Origin of the sequence: Paraperibacillus marinus (genome assembly GCF_046237605.1) — a bacterium.
GTDB classification, from domain to species: Bacteria; Bacillota; Bacilli; order Bacillales; family DSM-1321; genus Paraperibacillus; species Paraperibacillus marinus.
In genome coordinates this window covers 2,772,775-2,793,248 of sequence record NZ_CP143542.1, presented here as the reverse complement: position 1 = coordinate 2,793,248, position 20,474 = coordinate 2,772,775, and the positions used below count along the sequence as shown (strand labels likewise).

At 47.1% G+C, this 20,474-nt stretch carries 19 protein-coding genes; 18 read left to right on the top strand and 1 reads right to left on the bottom strand.

Annotated features, from left to right (window positions below):
• Nucleotides 1-34 precede the first annotated feature (34 nt).
• Both dapG and dapA read left to right on the top strand, forming a co-directional pair.
• The gene (gene dapG / locus V1498_RS14060) at nucleotides 35-1,294 is read left to right on the top strand and encodes an aspartate kinase (protein ID WP_409294329.1); all 1,260 of its coding nucleotides are present in this window, start codon (nucleotides 35-37) and stop codon (nucleotides 1,292-1,294) included.
• Nucleotides 1,295-1,333: 39 nt separating this feature from the next.
• Entirely contained in the window at nucleotides 1,334-2,188 is an 855-nt protein-coding gene (gene dapA / locus V1498_RS14055) for a 4-hydroxy-tetrahydrodipicolinate synthase (protein WP_409299300.1), read from the top strand.
• Between the two features lie 279 nt (nucleotides 2,189-2,467).
• Here the strand turns inward: dapA and V1498_RS14050 are convergent, their stop codons facing one another.
• On the bottom strand, nucleotides 2,468-2,602 hold the full coding sequence (locus V1498_RS14050; RefSeq protein WP_409294328.1) for a YpzI family protein: 135 nt from the start codon (nucleotides 2,600-2,602) through the stop codon (nucleotides 2,468-2,470).
• 266 nt (nucleotides 2,603-2,868) lie between these two features.
• Here V1498_RS14050 and V1498_RS14045 point away from each other — a divergent pair, with 266 nt between their 5' ends.
• The 16 genes from V1498_RS14045 (at nucleotide 2,869) to pgsA (ending at nucleotide 20,472) form a co-directional block, all read left to right on the top strand.
• The gene (locus V1498_RS14045; protein ID WP_409294327.1) at nucleotides 2,869-4,527 is read left to right on the top strand and encodes a ribonuclease J; all 1,659 of its coding nucleotides are present in this window, start codon (nucleotides 2,869-2,871) and stop codon (nucleotides 4,525-4,527) included.
• A gap of 114 nt (nucleotides 4,528-4,641) precedes the next feature.
• Nucleotides 4,642-5,379, top strand: coding sequence for a ClpP family protease (locus V1498_RS14040; protein WP_409294326.1), 738 nt, complete (start codon nucleotides 4,642-4,644; stop codon nucleotides 5,377-5,379).
• Nucleotides 5,376-5,606 (top strand): YlzJ-like family protein, encoded by a 231-nt coding sequence (locus tag V1498_RS14035; RefSeq protein WP_409294325.1) that lies wholly within the window; start codon nucleotides 5,376-5,378, stop codon nucleotides 5,604-5,606. The genes V1498_RS14040 and V1498_RS14035 overlap by 4 nt, the downstream gene beginning before the upstream one ends.
• Before the next feature lie 247 nt (nucleotides 5,607-5,853).
• Nucleotides 5,854-8,223 carry a DNA translocase FtsK gene (locus tag V1498_RS14030; protein ID WP_409299298.1) on the top strand — a complete coding sequence of 790 codons (2,370 nt, stop codon included), beginning with the start codon at nucleotides 5,854-5,856 and terminating at the stop codon, nucleotides 8,221-8,223.
• Between the two features lie 187 nt (nucleotides 8,224-8,410).
• The gene (locus V1498_RS14025; protein WP_409294324.1) at nucleotides 8,411-9,136 is read left to right on the top strand and encodes a GntR family transcriptional regulator; all 726 of its coding nucleotides are present in this window, start codon (nucleotides 8,411-8,413) and stop codon (nucleotides 9,134-9,136) included.
• A 61-nt stretch (nucleotides 9,137-9,197) separates the two neighbouring features.
• Nucleotides 9,198-10,259 (top strand): BMP family protein, encoded by a 1,062-nt coding sequence (locus V1498_RS14020; RefSeq protein ID WP_409294323.1) that lies wholly within the window; start codon nucleotides 9,198-9,200, stop codon nucleotides 10,257-10,259.
• A gap of 206 nt (nucleotides 10,260-10,465) precedes the next feature.
• Nucleotides 10,466-12,004, top strand: a complete 1,539-nt coding sequence (locus V1498_RS14015) for an ABC transporter ATP-binding protein (RefSeq protein ID WP_409294322.1) — start codon at nucleotides 10,466-10,468, stop codon at nucleotides 12,002-12,004.
• Nucleotides 11,997-13,043, top strand: a complete 1,047-nt coding sequence (locus tag V1498_RS14010; protein WP_409294321.1) for an ABC transporter permease — start codon at nucleotides 11,997-11,999, stop codon at nucleotides 13,041-13,043. Before V1498_RS14015 ends, V1498_RS14010 begins: the two co-directional genes overlap by 8 nt.
• On the top strand, nucleotides 13,044-14,003 hold the full coding sequence (locus V1498_RS14005) for an ABC transporter permease (RefSeq protein WP_409294320.1): 960 nt from the start codon (nucleotides 13,044-13,046) through the stop codon (nucleotides 14,001-14,003).
• Between the two features lie 191 nt (nucleotides 14,004-14,194).
• On the top strand, nucleotides 14,195-15,469 hold the full coding sequence (gene yfmF, locus V1498_RS14000) for an EF-P 5-aminopentanol modification-associated protein YfmF (RefSeq protein WP_409294319.1): 1,275 nt from the start codon (nucleotides 14,195-14,197) through the stop codon (nucleotides 15,467-15,469).
• 1 nt (nucleotide 15,470) lies between these two features.
• The gene (yfmH, locus tag V1498_RS13995) at nucleotides 15,471-16,757 is read left to right on the top strand and encodes an EF-P 5-aminopentanol modification-associated protein YfmH (protein ID WP_409294318.1); all 1,287 of its coding nucleotides are present in this window, start codon (nucleotides 15,471-15,473) and stop codon (nucleotides 16,755-16,757) included.
• A 66-nt stretch (nucleotides 16,758-16,823) separates the two neighbouring features.
• A complete protein-coding gene (gene ymfI, locus V1498_RS13990) occupies nucleotides 16,824-17,549 on the top strand; it encodes an elongation factor P 5-aminopentanone reductase (RefSeq protein WP_409294317.1) in 726 nt (241 codons plus the stop codon).
• 80 nt (nucleotides 17,550-17,629) lie between these two features.
• Nucleotides 17,630-17,893 carry a DUF3243 domain-containing protein gene (locus V1498_RS13985; protein ID WP_409294316.1) on the top strand — a complete coding sequence of 88 codons (264 nt, stop codon included), beginning with the start codon at nucleotides 17,630-17,632 and terminating at the stop codon, nucleotides 17,891-17,893.
• A gap of 212 nt (nucleotides 17,894-18,105) precedes the next feature.
• Nucleotides 18,106-18,897 carry a DUF3388 domain-containing protein gene (locus tag V1498_RS13980; protein ID WP_409299296.1) on the top strand — a complete coding sequence of 264 codons (792 nt, stop codon included), beginning with the start codon at nucleotides 18,106-18,108 and terminating at the stop codon, nucleotides 18,895-18,897.
• A 17-nt stretch (nucleotides 18,898-18,914) separates the two neighbouring features.
• A complete protein-coding gene (locus tag V1498_RS13975; protein WP_409294315.1) occupies nucleotides 18,915-19,802 on the top strand; it encodes a helix-turn-helix domain-containing protein in 888 nt (295 codons plus the stop codon).
• A gap of 121 nt (nucleotides 19,803-19,923) precedes the next feature.
• Nucleotides 19,924-20,472, top strand: coding sequence for a CDP-diacylglycerol--glycerol-3-phosphate 3-phosphatidyltransferase (gene pgsA, locus V1498_RS13970; RefSeq protein WP_409299294.1), 549 nt, complete (start codon nucleotides 19,924-19,926; stop codon nucleotides 20,470-20,472).
• Nucleotides 20,473-20,474 lie beyond the last annotated feature (2 nt).

Genomic DNA, 20,474 nt, shown 5'->3' with positions numbered 1-20,474 from the left:
TAAGGGAAGGCTAAACTTTATTAGAGGTGTAAACATGAAAATCATCGTACAGAAATTCGGCGGAACCTCAGTCAGAGATGAAAAGAGCCGCAGCCATGCACTTCGACATATACAGCAAGCTCTTGAAAATGGATATAAGACGGTTATCGTTGTTTCGGCAATGGGGAGAAAAGGCGAGCCGTATGCAACGGACACCCTGCTTTCACTTGTAAATGGCTCAGACAGCAGACTTACAAAGCGGGAGCACGACCTGCTGCTGTCTGTCGGAGAAACGATATCGTCTGTTGTCTTCACCAACCTGCTTCTGGAGAATGGGATAAAAGCCACTGCCTTCACTGGTGCCCAGGCTGGTTTCAGGACAAATAGCGACCATACCAATGCCAAAATCTCGGAAATGAAATGCGACCGGCTCAGAAGAGAGCTGGAGCATTATGATGCAGTGGTGGTGGCAGGTTTCCAGGGAGCTGCGAGGAACGGGGATGTGACAACGCTCGGCCGGGGAGGCAGCGATACATCCGCAGCTGCACTTGGAGCCGCTTTGAATGCGGAGTGGGTGGATATTTTTACAGATGTAGAAGGAATCATGACCGCTGATCCGCGCATTGCGGAAAATGCAAGGCCGCTTGACGTGGTCACTTATAATGAGGTCTGCAATATGGCTTATCAGGGAGCCAAGGTCATCCATCCCCGGGCAGTTGAAATTGCCATGCAGGCCAAGGTGCCGATCCGGATCAGGTCCACCTATTCTGACAGTCCGGGCACCCTTGTCACTTCGATCAGCAAAAATAAACGGGGAACAGATATCAGGGAAAGGCTCGTCACAGGCATTGCACATGTATCAAAGATTACGCAGATCAAGGTCTCAGCCAAGAAGAATCAGTATGACCTTCAGGCTGAAGTGTTCAAGGCGATGGCCAACGCCCATATCAGTGTTGATTTTATCAACATTTCCCCTCAAGGGGTGATCTACACGGTTTCTGAGGAAATGACCCCGCTCGCCGTCGAAATCCTGGAGAGCCTGGACTATGAACCGCTGGTGGAGACGGATTGTGCCAAGGTATCAGTAGTGGGTGCCGGAATTACCGGGGTGCCGGGTGTGACAGCGAGGATTGTCACAGCGCTTTCTGAGAAGGGAATCAGCATCCTTCAGTCGGCAGACAGCCATACAACCATCTGGGTGCTCGTTAAGGAAGCGGACCTCGTTGAAGCTGTCAACGCTCTGCATGATGCTTTTAGACTTCATATTGAGGAACAGCAGATTGAAATCGGGGAAAAGAATTCCCCGTTGAATTAAGGAGTGGTAACAGTGCATTTTGGAAGAGTATCTACCGCAATGGTAACCCCTTTTGACAGTAAGGGGAATATTGATTTTGCAAAAACGGCCCAGCTCGTGAATTATTTGATCGAAAACGGAAGCGACTCGCTGGTTGCTGCCGGAACCACAGGGGAATCACCGACTCTTTCTACAGAAGAAAAAATTGCCTTATTCAAGACTGTTGTCAAAGCGGCAGATAAGCGTGTACCGGTCATTGCCGGTACCGGCAGCAACAATACCCGTGCTTCCATCGAATTGACACGAAAAGCGGAGGAGGCAGGCGTTGATGCCATCATGCTGGTCGCTCCGTATTATAATAAGCCAAATCAGGAAGGGCTTTACCTTCACTTCAAGGCGATTGCTGAAAGCACAGCTCTTCCTGTCATGATTTATAATATCCCGGGAAGGGCTTCCGTAAATATTGCCGTTGATACAATCATCAGGCTCTCAGAGATTCCAAATATAGTTGCCGTCAAGGAAGCAAGCGGCGACCTGAATGCCATGACTGAAATCATTGCCGGCACAAGTGATGATTTCCTCCTGTACAGCGGCGATGATGCGCTCACCCTTCCTGTACTGGCGATCGGCGGCACCGGAATTGTGTCGGTTGCGTCCCACATCATCGGAAATCAAATGCAGGAGATGGTTGAAGCTTTCTTTAAAGGAGACAGCAGGGATGCCGCCCGTCTCCACCAGCAGCTTTCCCCTGTCATGAAAGGACTCTTCACCTCGCCAAGCCCTGTGCCTGTAAAAACAGCGCTTCAGCTGAAAGGCTTGGACGCCGGTCCTGTTCGGCTTCCGCTTGTTCCGCTTACTGAGACAGAAAGAAGCACGCTCGCAAACCTGCTTTCTTCAAGCTTGAATGAATTTTAACCATAAAGTCTTCTTTTTTGGGCAGACTTTAAGCCTGCAGACAAACCCGGATGAAAAATCAGGTCTGTCTGCAGGCTTTTCTTTTAGCCACTAATAGAAATTTTAAAACGCGGCACCGTCGCTGAGGAAAAGGTTCCTGAATGGGGTGCAAAGGAGCATGCTTAAGGAAAATGAAGCGGTCTTTCATCCTTGTAAAGACCGCTCCGGGATTGTTTGTTCCAGCATCAACCCCAGGCGGACCAGCCCGCTCTGTGACGGGAAAGACAAGCTGTGCGGCTGTTATCCTTTATTCAGATCCCGTGCTTCCTCAGGGCTTTGCAAGCCCGTGGCACCAGGATATTTAATGCTTTGGTCCCGGTCGGATTCAACTCGTTTTGATTCTTTTAATTTTTGTTCCTGACGGTCTTTTCCCATAAATTCCACTCCTTTTTCTTAAACATTTCCTGCAGTCCTTGTTCTTATTCATCCCTGTGACCATTTCAGGCAGGGAGCAAAAAAATTCTTCCGATCCAAAAAAAGCAGGGGGAGCGCAGGAGGGAGGCATCCAGCTGGCCGATTCCGCTTGTATCTAAAGGTTTTTGACAATTTTGATACCTATTTGTTGTCACCCTATTTTTTCTTCATGTATAATGAAAACAATTGGAATGGAACGGAAGCACTCAGCATAGGGGGATATTACATTGAAAAAACAAAATAATATAAGAATAATAGTTTTAGGCGGCCAGGGAGAATCAGGCAAGAATATGTATGTGGCCGAGGTTAATGAGGATTTATACATATTGGATGCTGGCCTTATGTATCCGGAAAATGAAATGCTTGGAATTGATGTGGTCATACCTGACATAGCGTTTCTGGCTGAGAACAAAAGCAGAATACAGGGTATCTTTTTAACCCATGGCCATGAAGATCATATAGGGGCTCTGCCTTATATCCTGAGAACTCTGAATGTGCCGGTTTATGCGACCAGGCTGACCATTGAGCTTGCGAAGGCAAATCTCCGCGAGAATGATTACAAGGGAAAGGTGAAGTTTGAGCGTATCGATTCAGATACTTCACTTTCTTTCCCATCTGCAGAGGTCACCTTCTTTAAAACAAATCACAGCATCCCTGATTCAGTGGGGATCGCCATACATACATCTGAAGGGGCCATCGTATATACGGGTGATTTCAAGTTTGACCAGGCCGCCGCTCCGCTCTATCAGCCGGAAATCGGCAAGATGGCCGCCCTTGGTGAAAAAGGCGTGCTGGCCCTCCTATCGGTCAGCACCGGAGCTGAGAAACCGGGCTATACTCCTTCTGAAGCCCTGGCGGCAAGAGGGATGTCCGATGTGTTTTACAATGCCAAGAAGCGAATCATCGTAGCCTGCTTTGCTTCCCATATCAACAGAATTCAGCATGTATTCAATGCAGCCCATGAAAACGGCAGGAAAGTCGCAGTGGTAGGGAAAAGCCTGCAGCGCGTCTATGATATTGCCTTGGGCAATGGGTACCTGAATGTGCCGGATGATATTATTATTCCCGTCTCGGAGATTGGAAGTTATCCGGAAGAGAAAGTAGTCGTGCTTGTTACCGGGATTCAGGGAGAGCCGATTGAAGCCCTCCAGAAGATGGCAAAGAGATCTCATAAGCAAGTGAACATCCAGCAGGGCGATACAGTTCTGATTGCAGCACCTCCAATCAAAGGGGGCGAGCTCTTTGTTTCAAAGACGATGGATATGGCTTACCGGGCAGGTGCGGAGGTTATTTCCGGAAAGACGGTGAATGTACCGGGACACGGCAGCCAGGAAGAGCTGAAAATGATGCTTAACCTGATGAAACCGAAGTTCCTTCTTCCTGTTCATGGGGAATTCAGGAACCTGAAGGCCCATGCCAGGCTTGCAGCTGGATGGGGCCTTCCCGGCGACCGGATTCTGATTTTAGATAAAGGTGAGACTGCAGAGATAAAAGGGGATTCCGTCAGCACCTCAGGCAGGGTGACTGCAGGCAATGTCCTGATAGATGGAAGCGGCGTGGGCGATGTAGGAAATATAGTCCTCCGTGACCGCAGACTGCTCTCGCAGGATGGCATCCTGATTGTTGTCATCAGTTTGAATAAATCGAGGAAGGTTATTTCAGCCGGGCCTGAAATCATTTCCCGCGGTTTTGTGTATGTTCGTGAATCGGAGAAACTGATGGAAGACGCCTCTAACCTTGTCAAGACGATCGTCCAGAAAAAAATCGCAGGAGATTCCTTCGATTGGGCCAGCCTTAAGCAGGAAATGAGAGACGGTCTGAATTCATTCCTATATGAAAAAACAAAACGGAGGCCAATGATCCTTCCCATCATCATGGAAGGGTAAGTATACTCCCGCCTGTTCCTTAAAGGAACAGGCTTGTTTTTTGACTATTGCCGGGATGGATTCCCTTATCTTTGCTCATACTAGCTACATAATCCAGGCAAAGGAGATATGAGCATGAGAAACGAAGAAAATCCGCCCGAAGGCGATAAACAGGAAACTGGGAAGCCGGCTTCAAGCCTGATCGAAAAGATCCAGCAGCTGGGACAGACAGATGTTCCCCAGATGTCGAAGGATTCTAAGATCCATTGTTTAACCATCGTAGGCCAGATTGAAGGTCATATGCAGCTTCCTCCTCAAAATAAGACAACGAAATATGAACATGTAATCCCCCAGATTGTGGCCATTGAACAAAATCCGAATATCGAGGGACTTCTTGTTATTTTAAATACAGTCGGCGGTGATGTAGAAGCCGGCCTGGCCATTTCTGAGATGCTTGCCTCTTTGTCAAAGCCTGCGGTTTCCATTGTACTGGGCGGAGGACACTCGATTGGAGTTCCCATTGCGGTCAGCTGCGATTATTCGTTCATAGCGGAAACAGCGACCATGACCATTCATCCCATCCGGTTGACAGGCCTTGTGATCGGTGTCCCGCAGTCTTTTGAATATCTCGACAAAATGCAGGAGCGGGTAGTCAGCTTCGTCACCCGGCATTCCAATATTACGGAAGAAAAGTTCAAGGAGCTTATGCTGGCAAAGGGGAATCTGACAAGGGATATTGGCACGAATATTGTTGGAGCCGAAGCGGTGGAATCTGGCCTGATCCATGCAGTCGGAGGCGTTGGCCAGGCAATGAGGAAGCTCAATGAATTGATTGCCGAACGAACAGATGAGTCGGGCGGGGTCATCCAGTGATACTCTATACAACAGTACCCCATGAGCAGATTTTTTTGACGGATGTCCTGCATGAGCCCCAAATGATGGATATTGATTATAGAGGCATCCAGATGCAGGTGGAATATATGTCACCGACCTGTTTTAGGATAGACCGGATTATTAGCACGGATCCCCTTCATTATCTTGATCCTGATATACAGCCTGGCAGCCTCCTGCATTATTCACCGTCGGATTTTGCAAGATGAAAGCTCGTACAGTCCAGGAATTTTATGTTATAATCAAGAGGAAATAAAAAGCAGCCATGTGGCTGCTTTCTAAGTTTACATATACTTATGAATTGGCAAGAACCTGATGGCTTCTATATTAATTGCCGGATGGATGGAAACGACGGAAACAGGCTGGCCGGAAAAAGGCATATGCCCGGCGGCTGCCGGGTTTTATTTTTTCCCCTGGCAATCTGTGCGGATAACTAGAATTGGCAAAGGTGATGAAATGGCAAAAAGAAAAAGAAGATCAAAAAAGAATGCGGAAGGATTTAAGCAGACCCTAAGGTTCGAACTGACCGGGCTCATCCTGTTCGGCCTGTCGGCCATTGCCATGGCAGAGCTTGGGACTGTCGGAAGAGCGCTTGTGCTGCTGGTCCGCTTCTTTATGGGAGAATGGTACATACTCGCCTTATTAGGATTATGTATACTCAGCGTCTATCTGATGTGGAAACGGAAATTGCCTTTTTTCTTTAAGAGGCAGCTGGTGGGAATTTATATCATCATTGCCTCGATCCTTCTGCTCAGTCATGTTACGCTTTTTGAACTCCTGTCGGAAGGGGGCCCATTTAAGAAGCCGAGCGTCATCTCCAATACCTCGGAGCTCTTCTGGATGGAAGTAAAGGGTGAAGCAAGTACACGTGATCTTGGAGGCGGAATGATAGGGGCTGTCCTTTTTGCATCTTCTTACTTCCTGTTTGATGCGGCAGGCACAAAAATGGTGGCATTCCTTTTGATTATTATCGGGCTTGTCCTTGTGACTGGCAGGACACTTGGCGATACTCTCGGCAAAATTATCAGCGGAACAGGGGGCTTCCTCAGCTCACAGTGGGGAGCTTTCATTGATGATATGAAAGCCTGGCAGGATGAACGGGCAGATAAAAAGCGTGAAAGACAGCAGAACCGCGCTCAAGAACACGCCGAGGAACGGGTTCAGGAACAGCAGCCTGAAGTTCAGGCAGTCGATCCTGGCGATTCCCAGAGGGCAACGGAGACACCCCAGCCGCTTATCTCAAATTTCGCGAGCAGGGCATACAGCGAGGAGGAGGGGGAAGAGGGAGAATCTGGTCCGCAAGACAAAGCAGCAGGCGGTAACTCTTCTGTGAAGGATGCAGAAGACAAAGAAGATCTTACACCGCAGATCAATTTTTCTGAAGTGGAGAACGACAAATATACGCTTCCGCCTCTTTCTCTCCTTACCACCCCAAAGAAGGCTGACCAGAGCGGAGAGTTCAAGCAGATACATGCAAATGCCGCTAAGCTTGAGAAGACCTTCCTAAGCTTTGGGGTAAAAGCCAAGGTGACTCAGGTGCATCTCGGACCGGCTGTAACCAAATATGAAGTGAATCCGGATGTTGGTGTGAAGGTGAGCAAGATCGTCAGCCTGTCTGATGACATAGCACTGGCACTCGCAGCCAAAGGGATCAGGATTGAAGCCCCGATCCCTGGTAAATCAGCGGTGGGTATCGAGGTGCCGAATTCCGAGATTGCAATGGTCACACTGCGTGAGGTCATTGATTCCAAGGAACACAATAAGCCTGAAGCCAAGCTGCAGATCGGGCTCGGCCGGGATATCTCAGGAGACGCAGTCCTTGCGGAACTGAATAAGATGCCCCATCTTCTGGTGGCGGGGGCAACAGGCAGCGGGAAGTCTGTCTGCATCAACGGCATCATCACAAGCATCCTGATGAGGGCGAAGCCCCATGAGGTGAAAATGATGATGATCGATCCTAAGATGGTTGAATTGAATGTCTACAACGGCATCCCGCATCTTCTGGCACCTGTTGTGACCGATGCAAAGAAGGCATCGCAGGCTTTGAAAAAGGTAGTCGGCGAGATGGAACGCCGCTACGAGCTGTTTTCTCACAGCGGTACCCGGAATATTGAGGGCTATAATGAATCGGTGAAACGGCATAATGCTGAGAGTGAAACGAAGCAGCCGCTTCTTCCTTATATCGTGGTGATTGTGGATGAGCTTGCCGATTTGATGATGGTAGCATCCTCAGACGTCGAGGATGCGATCACAAGGCTTGCCCAGATGGCACGGGCCGCCGGCATCCATCTAATCATTGCAACACAGCGGCCTTCGGTTGATGTTATTACAGGGGTAATCAAGGCGAATATACCCTCAAGAATCGCCTTCAGTGTGTCATCCCAGACTGACTCAAGGACCATCCTGGACATGGGGGGAGCAGAAAAGCTGCTTGGCCGCGGGGATATGCTCTTTTTACCTGTCGGCGCCTCCAAGCCTGTCAGGGTGCAGGGTGCCTTCCTGTCTGATGACGAAGTAGAAGAGATTGTGGATTATGTCATTTCCCAGCAGAAAGCCCAATACAATGAAGAGATGATTCCGGATGATATCCCTGAGGCCTCTTCTGGAGAGGTGGATGATGATCTGTATGATGAGGCAGTCCAGTTGATCACTGAAATGCAGACCGCTTCGGTATCCATGCTGCAAAGGCGGTTCAGGATAGGATATTCCAGGGCAGCCAGGCTGATAGATGAGATGGAGGTGCGCGGCATAGTAGGTCCATATGAAGGCAGCAAGCCCCGGAGCGTGCTTGTGGCCAAGGATCATGACGAGGCCCATACTTCATAGGAAAAGGCGGGAACTCTTTTGCGGAGTCCCGTCTTTTTGAATATTTGGCGAAATTCGACAGCATAAAAATCTTTTTTTTTCAACTATTTATTTATTCAAAAAAAAATGATAAAGTAAATTCGATTAGTAGAAAAGATGGATATCAGAGGTCTGATGACTAGGACAAAGTCTTTGGAGGAAAGCATTCATGCCAATTAAGCTTGATAATCGGCACTTGTATCTGCAAGTAATCGACAGGATAAAACAGGATATAGAATCAGGGGTCTATAAAGAGAAAGAGAAACTGCCTTCTGAGTTTGATCTTGCGAAGCAGCTGGGAGTCAGCCGGGCCACGCTTAGGGAAGCTCTTAGGATACTTGAGGAAGATAACGTCATCATTCGCCGTCATGGGGTTGGGACATTTGTCAATGGCAAGCCTCTGTTCACATCTGGAATTGAACAGCTTGACAGCGTCACTGGAATGATCCGGAACGCAGGTATGAATCCTGGAACTATATTCCTGGATTCATATACTCAGGAACCGACTGAAGAAGACCAGAGGAAACTTTCCCTGGAAGCAGATGAAACCATGTCAGTCATCGAGCGTGTAAGGACTGCCAATGGGGAGCCAGTGGTTTATTGTGTGGACAAGATTTCAGAGAATATCCTGAAGCCGGATCTCTCCCGTCGGGAAGAATCGCTTCTGGCCCTCCTTGAAAAAGAATCGGACGCACGAATCACGTATGCCATCGCACATATCGAGCCAATGGGATATCACGAAAAAATATCGCCCATCTTGAATTGCGATCCGGAAACTGCTCTCCTTGTTCTGAAACAGACTCATTATGATGAACAGGATCATCCAATCCTTCATTCGGTCAACTACTTCAAGGCTGATAAATTCAGCTTTCATGTACTGCGGAAACGGGTGTAGTGCAGTGCGCCTGGAAAAGTCATTAAATTCTACTAATTCAAAAAAAATAGGGGGTTTTACCTTGAAAAAGCGTAAATTTGGTTTAGCACTGTCTCTTGTTTTAGCTGCTGGAACAATGCTTGGCGCCTGTGGCAAGAGTGAAGACAAAAAAGGTGCTGATGGCGGCAAGAAGGATGCATTTACTGTTGGAATGGTTACAGACGTCGGCGGAGTCGAGGATAAATCTTTTAACCAGTCTGCCTGGGAAGGACTTAAAGCATTCGGCGAAGATAACGGTCTTAAGCAAGGAAAAGAGGGCTACCATTACCTTCAATCAAAACAGGATTCTGACTATATAACAAACCTAAATACATTAGCACGCCAAAATTTTGATCTGGTTTACGGCATCGGCTTCTTGATGAAGGATGCGGTGACAAAAGTGGCTGAGCAGAGAAAAGATACAAAATTTGCAATCGTCGACGAAGTGGTTGAAGCACCAAACGTTGCAAGCATCACGTTCAAAGAACACGAAGGTTCATTCCTGGTTGGTGTTGTAGCCGGTTTGACTACTAAATCAAATAAAGTCGGTTTCATTGGCGGCGTTCAGATGCCTTTGATCGAAAAATTTGAAGCAGGCTTCAAAGCTGGCGTAATGTCAGTAAACCCTAAAGCAGAAATCATCCAAAAATATACTGGTAACTTTGACAAGCCGGCAGACGGCCGTGCAACAGCTGATTCTATGATCAAATCTGGTGCGGACGTTATCTTCCATGCGGCAGGCGGAACTGGTGAAGGTATGATCGAAGAGGTCAAATCTGTACGCGCAAAAGATGCTAACAAAAAAGTATGGGCTATCGGTGTAGATAAAGACCAGGCTTACCTTGCTCCTGAAGCCGTTCTTACATCCATGGTAAAACGAGTTGACACTGCTGTAAGCGATGTTGCGAAAAAAGCTAAGGATGGCAAGTTCCCTGGTGGAGAGAAAATCGAATATGGTCTTGACCAAAACGGTGTCGGCATCGCTGAAACCAAGGATAATCTTACACCTGAAGTGCTGAAGGCTGTTGAGGACTGGACTAAGAAAATCAAGTCAGGCGAAGTTAAAGTCCCAAGTACACCTGCAGAACTTAAGAGCTTTAAATAATTTCCTAAAGGAATAAAAGGCTGGCTCAGCCAGTCTTCTATTCCTTTATTTTTGAAATGAAGGCATAAAAATCGAATGAAAGACTGTTTCTGATGATACAGTTTTTCCTTTGGTTTTTAAAATCAAAGGTGGAGTCCTGAAAGGGATACCCCATTTGCAGGACAAAGTAACAACCTTACTTCGTACAATGAGGAGATGAAGACCGGATGGAATATGTTATAGAAATGCTCAATATCCGAAAAGAATTTCCAGGGATTGTCGCGAATGATAATATCACCCTCCAGGTGAAAAAGGGAGAAATCCACGCTTTACTAGGGGAAAATGGAGCAGGAAAGTCCACATTGATGAATGTGCTATTTGGACTGTATCAGCCTGAACATGGTGAAATTCGCGTAAAAGGCAGCCGCGTAAATATAACCGATCCGAATGTGGCAAACAATCTGGGAATCGGCATGGTTCATCAGCATTTTATGCTCGTTGATAAATTCACAGTCACTGAGAACATTATCCTGGGCAATGAACCTTCAAAAGCCGGGAAAATCAACATGAGAGAAGCGGTTCAGGAAGTAAGGAAGCTCTCAGAACAGTACGGGCTGAGCGTGGATCCCATGGCCAGGATATCTGATATATCCGTGGGGATGCAGCAGCGGGTGGAAATCCTGAAGACCCTCTACAGGGGAGCTGAAATCCTGATTTTCGATGAGCCTACAGCTGTCCTGACGCCGCAGGAGATCAAGGAACTGATCGGCATCATGAAGACACTCATAAAAGAAGGCAAATCCATTATCCTTATTACACATAAGCTAAAAGAAATCATGGATGTGTGTGACCGTGTGACCGTCATCAGAAAAGGAGTCGGGATCGGCACTGTAAATGTACCGGATACAAATCCAAATGAGCTTGCAAGTTTAATGGTCGGTCGCGATGTTGTGTTCAAGACGGTCAAGAAGGATGGAGTCCCTAAAGAGGAAGTACTTGAAATCCAGGACCTCATGGTAAAAGATTCCCGAGGCGTAGCAGCAGTGAATGGCCTGTCGCTCAATGTCAGGGCTGGAGAAATTGTCGGCATTGCAGGTGTAGATGGCAATGGACAAACCGAGCTGATTGAAGCGATAACCGGTTTGAGAAAGTCAGACTCCGGCAAAGTAAAGCTGAATGGCAGGGAAATCCAGAACTTAAGGCCGCGGAAGATCACCAGGGCCGGCATCGGCCATATTCCACAGGACAGACATAAGCATGGGCTGGTCCTGGATTTTCCGATAGGCGAGAATATGGTACTTCAAACCTACAACCAAAAGCCATATTCAAGGAACGGCATCCTGAATTATAAAAATATCTATGATAAGGCGAGGACCCTGATTAAGGATTTTGATGTTCGTACTCCTACTGAGTACACGCTTGCCCGTGCTTTATCCGGCGGAAATCAGCAAAAAGCGATCATTGGCCGTGAGGTTGACCGTGATCCGGATCTTTTGATTGCCGCCCAGCCTACCCGCGGACTTGATGTAGGTGCGATCGAATTTGTGCACAGACGTTTGATCGAGCAGCGCGACCGGGGCAAGGGTGTACTCCTTGTATCATTTGAATTGGATGAAGTCATGAATGTGAGCGATAGGATCGCTGTTATATATGAAGGTAAAATTGTTGCCATCGTCAATCCGAAAGAAACAACCGAACAGGAGCTTGGCTTGTTGATGGCTGGAAGCACGGCAGGCAAGAAAGAAGGTGAAGGGGCAAATGTCTAAACGCTTAACAAATATTGTTGTACCGGTAATTGCCGTCGTCCTCGGCTTGATTGCCGGAACCATCATTATGCTTGCAACAGGCTACGATCCAGCAGCTGGTTTTGGAGCACTCTTCTACGGGATGTTCGGAGAGGTGTTTTATACCGGCGAAACCATCAGGCAGGTCACACCTTACATCCTTTCCGGCCTTGCCGTTGCTTTTGCATTCCGTACCGGCCTGTTCAATATCGGGGTTGAAGGACAGGTGCTGATTGGGTGGCTGGCTGCGGTATGGGTTGGTCTTGCTGTCGATCTTCCGAAGATCATCCATCTGCCGCTTGCAATCATTGCAGCAGCACTGGCAGGGGCGTTCTGGGGCTTTATCCCTGGATATCTGAAGGCCCGCTTTAAGGTGCATGAAGTTATCGTCACCATTATGATGAACTATATCGCACTTCATGTTGCCAATAACATTGTCCGTACCGTTTTATCAAAAGGCGCGGATCGTACACCGGATGTACCGTCCTCAGCCTTGCTTAAGTCACCATGGCTTGAGGGGATGACTGATTTTTCAAGGCTGCACTGGGGGATACTGATTGCTTTATTCGGAGCTTTCTTAATGTGGTTCATCCTTGAAAAGACAACGACAGGTTACGAACTTAGATCTGTCGGATTTAACCATCATGCCTCTGAATATGCAGGCATGAACGTCAATCGCAATATCATTATGTCAATGGTGATTTCCGGGGCCTTTGCCGGAGTTGCAGGAGCCATGGAGGGCCTTGGTACATTTGGTTATGCTTCCATCAAGGGAGGATTTACCGGAATAGGATTCGATGGGATTGCTGTAGCCCTGCTTGGCGGAAATACAGCAGTTGGAATTATATTATCGGCTATCCTCTTCGGCGGCCTGAAGGTAGGAGCGCTGAACATGCCTCTTGAAACAGGCATCCCCACCGAGCTGGTCGATATTATCATTGCACTTATCATTTTCTTCACGGCTTCAAGCTATATCATCCGCTGGGCTCTGACCAGAAAATCAAAGAAGGGGGTGAAGTAAGTGAGTTTCTTTCAGGTTCTTCAAATCATCGTACCCTCAATGATATTCCTTGCTGCACCGCTCATTTTTACTGCACTGGGAGGCGTATTCTCAGAAAGGTCCGGAGTTGTCAATATCGGATTGGAAGGGTTAATGGTCATCGGCGCATTTTCGAGTGTAGTCTTTAACCTGACTTTTGCCGATACTTTCGGCTCGCTGACTCCTTGGCTCTCACTAGTGGTCGCTGTGTTTGCTGGTGTGATCTTTTCAGCACTGCACGCTGTCGCATCCATCACATTCAAAGCAGATCATACCGTAAGCGGCGTGGCGTTGAATTTTCTGGCTGTGGGTCTCTCCCTATTCCTTGTCAAGTTCATGTATGACAAAGGGGAAACCGACCGTGTGGCAGAAGGGTTCCATAAAGTGGATATACCAATCCTTAGCGATATACCGCTGATCGGGCCTCTTTTCTTCACTGATGCATATTATACTTCGTACGTTGCAATAGGAGTGGCGGTACTCGCCTGGTACGTATTGTTCAAGACTCCATTCGGCCTCCGCCTCCGTTCTGTGGGTGAGCATCCGATGGCTGCTGATACAATGGGTATCAATGTTACCAAAATGCGTTATACAGGCGTATTGATCTCGGGCGGCTTTGGCGGGCTCGGCGGAGCTGTATTCGCACTGACCGTAACAGGATATTTCGGCCACACAACGATAAGCGGACAGGGATTCATGGCACTTGCAGCCATGATCTTCGGCAAATGGCATCCAATCGGTGCACTCGGGGCAGCCATTTTCTTCGGATTTGCCCAGAGTCTCAGCATAGTTGGTTCAGGCCTTCCATTCTTTAATGAAATCCCGAATGTATACCTCCTGATTGCCCCATATGTGCTGACCATTCTTGCACTGACCGGCTTCATCGGAAGGGCGGATGCTCCAAAGGCTTCCGGGACACATTACGAAAAAGGAAAAAGATAATAAAAGCCACACTTGCAGCGCGCATGCCGATAAGGTTCTGTGCGCTGCTTTTTTGCGTATAGGGTCTGCCAGTGAAAATTAGCGTGTATAATTGTAGAGAAGCAAATAAAAATGGTTAAAATAGACTTAATGAGAAAAAATAGGTTAAAGTCATTATATAACTTAATTGACCACCTGAAGGAGGAGCATTCTTGGCCATCATTAATGAAGCAATCCGGGAGATGCCCGGGCTTAAGCTGCATATCGTAAATACCGGTAAATATAAAACCAACACCTTTGTTTGGAAAATGAAGGCGCCGCTGTCAAAAGATACGGTAACGCTGAGGTCGCTCTTGCCCTATGTATTGCAGAGCAATACCAAGGAATATCCAACCACTACTTCATTACGGTCTTATCTGGATGACCTGTACGGGGCGAGTCTTTTTGTCGACCTTGCCAAAAAGGGAGAATATCATATCATCACGTTCACCCTTGAAATCGCCAATGAGAAATTCTTGAGTGATCAAGCTCCGCTTTTGGAAAAGGGGATCAGCCTGCTAGCAGAAGTGTTGTTCAACCCCAATGCAAAAGAGGGAGCTTTCGATGAGAGCACCGTCAGCAATGAAAAGCGGACACTTAAGCAGAGAATACAGTCTATCTATGATGATAAGATGCGATATTCCGCCTCAAGGCTCGTACAGGAAATGTGCAGCGATGAGGCATATAGATTGGATCCAAATGGGGAGCTTGAAGATGTAGAGGCCGTTACATCCCGGTCCCTCTATGAATATTACCAAAAAGCACTGGCAGAGGATGAACTGGATCTATATGTCATAGGAGATGTGGAAGAGGAAGAAGCCGCTGAAGCCGCCGGCAGATTTTTTAAGCTCGAGGACAGAAGTCCGAAGAAAGCGGAAACCGGGCCGGTCAAGATTTCTGAAGCAAAAGAAGTAATTGAAAGACAGGATTTGAAGCAGGGAAAGCTTAATATCGGGTATCGCACGAACATTGTGTATGGAGACCAGGACTATTATGCTCTTCAAGTGTTCAACGGCGTCTTTGGTGCTTTTTCACACTCAAAACTGTTCATCAATGTACGTGAAAAGGCGAGCCTTGCTTATTATGCATCTGCTAGGACGGAGAGCCATAAGGGACTCCTGATGGTGATGTCAGGCATAGAGGACAAAAATTATGATCAGGCAGTCAGCATCATCAAAGAGCAGATGGAAGCAATGAAGCAGGGAGACTTTACAGAGGAAGAAATCAGCCAGACCAAGGCTGTCATCCGCAATCAGATGCTTGAAACGATCGATATCGCCCGGGGCCTTGTAGAAGTTCTATATCACGGTGTCATTGCGGGAGTTCCTGTCAATATGGATGAATGGCTCAGCAAGACCGAGGCCGTTACACACAGCGAAGTGGTGGAGGCAGCACAGAAAATCGAGCTCGACACCATCTATTTCTTAACCGGATTGGAGGGGCAATAAGTTGGAAAAGATACCGTTTAAACAGCTGGATGAAGAACTATATTATGAAAAGCTGGACAGCGGGCTGGATGTATACATACTGCCCAAGAAAGGTTTCAATAAGACATATGCAACCTTTACAACTAAATATGGATCGATTGATAACCACTTCAAGCCCCTGACAGGGGATGATTTCATTGAGGTTCCGGATGGAATTGCGCATTTTCTTGAACATAAGCTTTTTGAAAAAGAGGACGGCGATGTATTCCAGCAATTCTCAAGGCAGGGGGCATCTGCAAATGCCTTTACATCCTTCACTCGCACCGCTTATCTCTTCTCATCCACTTCCAATGTGGAAGAGAACCTGGAGACCCTGATTGATTTTGTCCAGGACCCGTATTTTACAGAAAAGACTGTGGAAAAGGAAAAAGGGATCATAGGACAGGAAATTGACATGTATGATGACAACCCTGACTGGAGGCTTTATTTCGGCCTGATCGAGAACATGTTCGGAGAGCATCCCGTTAAGATCGATATCGCAGGTACGGTTGAGTCGATTGCCGGCATAACCGACCAGCTTCTCTATAAATGCTACGAAACCTTCTACCATCCGAGCAATATGCTTCTTTTCGTTACCGGACCCGTGGATGCGGATCAGATCATGAAGCAGATAAAGGAAAACCAGTCCAAAAAGGATTACAAGGACCAGCCGGAGATACAGCGCAGATTTCCTGAAGAGAAGGAGACTGTGGCTGAAAAGAAGAAGGTTCTCAGCATGAATGTACAGTCCTCTAAATGCCTTGTTGGCATCAAAGCCAATGAGACGGATCAGCAGGGAAGTGACATGCTGAAATACGAGCTGTCAGTGAATGTTCTGCTTGATATGATATTTGGGAAAAGCACTAAAGCCTACGAGGAGCTGTATAATGAAGGGCTGATCGACCAGACCTTCTCCTATGACTACACACAGGAGCTTGGCTTTGGGTTTGCCATGGCCGGGGGGGACACCGATGATCCAGACCGGCTGGAGGAAAAGCTGAAAGGATATCTCCTCCAGGCACGGGAAGGCAGCATGCTTACAGAAGAGGCATTGAACAGATCGAAAAAGAAGAAAATCGGTTCTTTCCTGAGATCGCTCAATTCGCCTGAATACATTGCCAACCAATTTACAAGATATGCATTCAATGAGATGAAATTGTTTGATGTCCTGCCGGTGCTTGAACAGATTACAATTGAAGATATCAAACAGACTGCTGCCGCATTCATAGATGAAAGCAGAATCAGTGTCTGCCAGGTTGTACCAAAATAAGGGGAAGGAGCCGGCCGAGCCGGCTCTTTTTCGGCTGTAATTATAGAAAGCACGGGGGAGAGGCGCATGACTCAAAAATTTGCCCTGATTACAGGAGCAAGCGGAGGCATAGGCAGGAGCCTATCAGAAGTTCTGGCGAGAGAAGGATATTCACTATACCTGCATTATAATAAGAATGAAAAATCGATCTCAGAGCTGGCAGCGGCAATAAGCCGCCCGGAAATAGATCTCATTCCGATCCAGGCGGATCTCTCAAAACCGGACGGCTACATAAAACTGTCCAAGGAGGTATTTTCCCTGGACTATATGGTATTGAACAGCGGTAAGAGTGCTTACGGATTGGTGACCGATATGGAGGAAGGCGATGCAGCAGAAATGATCCAGCTGCACGTGACAAGCCCATTCATGCTAAGCAAAACACTTTTGCCAAAACTCATGAACAAACAAAAATCGGCAATCGTTGCCATTACATCCATCTGGGGACAGACCGGAGCTTCGTATGAGGTGCTGTATTCCATGGTAAAGGGCGCCCAGAACGCCTTCGTCAAGGCCCTTGCCAAGGAATTGGCCCCCACTGGGATACGTGTCAATGCCATTGCGCCTGGAGCCATTGCAACGGCCATGCTGGATGATTTTACACCGGAAGAACTTCAGGATCTTAAAGGTGCCATTCCTGCCGGCCGGCTTGGAAGGCCGGAAGAAGTCGCTGAAACGGCAGCCTTCCTGCTTTCCGATAAAGCTTCCTACATAACAGGGCAGGTGCTTGGCATCAATGGCGGGTGGCATACTTGATTTTTTTCAGAATGATGAATGAAGTTATCCCTTCCTTCACAAACTATAGCTGACTCAAATTATAGAAGGGATGGATTTGAATGTCAGTTTTGCAAAACTGGGAAGAGTGGAAAGGATTTTTGGGCAGCCGGCTGAACCATGCCCAAAGCGAAGGCATGGATAATACGGTCGTTTCAGATATGGCCTATCAAATCGGCGGCTATCTGGCAAAACAGGTAGATCCTAAGAATGATCAGGAAAGAGTGCTGGCCGACCTGTGGTCAGTGGCTTCCGATGAAGAAAAGCATGCCATTGCCAACATGATGGTCAAGCTGGTACAAAATAACGGAACAGAATCTAAATAAGAAAAAGGGCCTGGCTGCTCTCCGAGCCTGGCCCTTTTTCATTTAAGGGTATCAAACCCTCAAAAATAACATTATTATGTTAACTCCTGCATCCTGATTCATTCGTAATTTTTTCTGCCTTATCCCTTTTAACTTCCTATGAAATCATATATTATTATAGAAGCTAGAAAAATAAGCCGAAAACTGTCACTTACAGGGGAGAGTGGTTTTTGTTGGAAAAGAAAGAATGGTATTTGGAGTACGAGATTCAAAAAAACCGTCCTGGACTGTTAGGTGACATTTCTTCTTTGCTTGGTATGCTATCCATCAATATCGTAACAATAAATGGAGTCGACGAAGGAAGGCGCGGTCTGCTGCTCCTTGCCAAGGACAGCCGGAATATACAGCGGCTTGAATCTATCCTTCAAACGATGGACACGATAAAAGTAATTAAACTTAGAGAGCCGAAACTCCGTGACCGTTTAGCGGTCAGGCATGGGAGATACATACAAAGGGATGCCGATGATAAAAAAACGTTCCGCTTTGTGCGGGACGAGCTCGGCCTGCTCGTTGATTTCATGGCAGAACTGTTCAAACAGGAAGGCCATAAACTGATCGGTATTAGGGGAATGCCCCGTGTAGGAAAAACGGAATCCATTGTTGCTTCGAGCGTATGTGCCAATAAGCGCTGGCTTTTTGTTTCTTCCACCCTCCTGAAACAGACCATCAGGAGCCAGCTGATCGAGGATGAATATAGTGAGAATAATCTATTTATCCTGGACGGCATCGTTTCTACTAAAAGAGGGAATGAGCGCCATCTTCAGCTTGTGAGGGAAATTATGCGGCTTGATGCTGTCAAGGTTGTGGAACATCCTGATATTTTTGTCCAAAATACGGAATACTCTCTTGATGATTTTGATTATATTATTGAACTCAGGAACGACTCAGAAGAAAAAATTACGTATGAAGTAGTAGATCAAAGCTCTGAATTTGGAGAATCTGATTTCGGCTCTTTTGATTTTTAATATGGTGGTGGTTGCAAGTGACAGAGTTAGGTATCAGACTGAAAGAAGCCAGGGAAGAAAAAAACTTAAGCCTAGATGATTTACAGAAGGTAACAAAGATCCAAAAAAGGTACTTGATTGGCATTGAAGAAGGTAACTATGACGCCATGCCCGGAAAGTTCTATGTGCGAGCGTTCATTAAGCAATACGCGGAGGCTGTCGGCCTTGAGCCGGAAATGATATTTGAGGAATACAAGAATGAGATACCGGTATCTTATAATGAGGAGCTTCCACAGCAGCTTTCCAGGGTCCAGACCCGCAAATCGATCGGCCCATCCAATTCCAGGACGCTTGAAGCCCTGCCCAAGATCTTGGTCGCATTGTTTGTCATAGGTGCAGCCGTCCTGGTCTGGGTGCTTGTTTCCAAATCGACTTCACCCGCGGGCGGCGATAAGGCAGAACAGCCGAATCAGTCCGTGACAATGGGTGAATCAAAGGATTCCCCGCTCAAGGATAAAGAAAAAGGAAAGCCGGCAAAAGAAGATAAGGATAAAACTTCCGGCCAGGAGCCAAAACAGGAAGAGCCTGCAGAGGAAGCTAAGCCTGAAATCAAGGTTATCAGCAAACAGGGGCGAAACTCCGCCTATTCTTTTAGCAATGCGAAGGAATTTAAGGTCAAGCTTGTTTCTACAGGTGAAACATGGGTGAACATCAAGGATGATGGAGAAAAGTCATTATTCCAGGGTGTCCTCACAAAAGGCCAGAGCAAGGAATACGACATGACCAAGAATCAAGGTGCCAGCCTGGTGATCGGGAAAACAACAGAAACTGAGGTTTATATCAATGGTGAGAAGCTCGAATATGCCATTCCGCCGCAGAACTCTGTTTCGCAGAACATAAAAGTTCAATTCAAACCTGCAGAATAGTCATCTCTTGATGGCTATTTTTCGCTTATCTCGACAAAAGTATATATAATAGAAAAGAATGTTGATTTTTGGAGGTTTTCCTGTGAATTTACCTAATAAGATAACTGTATCACGTATTTTTATGATTCCGGTCTTCATGCTGGTGATGATCCTGCCTGACTGGGGCAGTCTCAACATCGGCGGAGAGTCCATCCCTGTCCATCACCTGATCGGGGCCCTCATTTTCATTATCGCGTCGGCCACTGACTGGGTTGACGGCTATTATGCAAGGAAGCTTAACCAGGTTACCAACCTTGGTAAATTCCTGGATCCGCTTGCCGATAAGCTTCTTGTATCAGCAGCACTTATCCTTCTGGTGGAATTGAATGACCCGTCAGCGCATGCGCCTGCATGGATTGTCATCATTATCATCAGCCGTGAGTTTGCGGTGACTGGCCTGAGGCTGATTCTTGCCGGATCTGGCGAAGTGGTGGCAGCCAATATGCTGGGCAAGATTAAGACATGGGCCCAGATCGTCGCCATTTCTGCCCTGCTGCTCCATAACCTGCCGTTTGAATATATCCATATTCCTTTCGCTGACATCGCACTGTGGGTAGCCATGATTTTTACTGTCTGGTCTGGATGGGATTACTTTGACAAAAATAAGGGAATATTTAAAAACTCAAAGTAAAC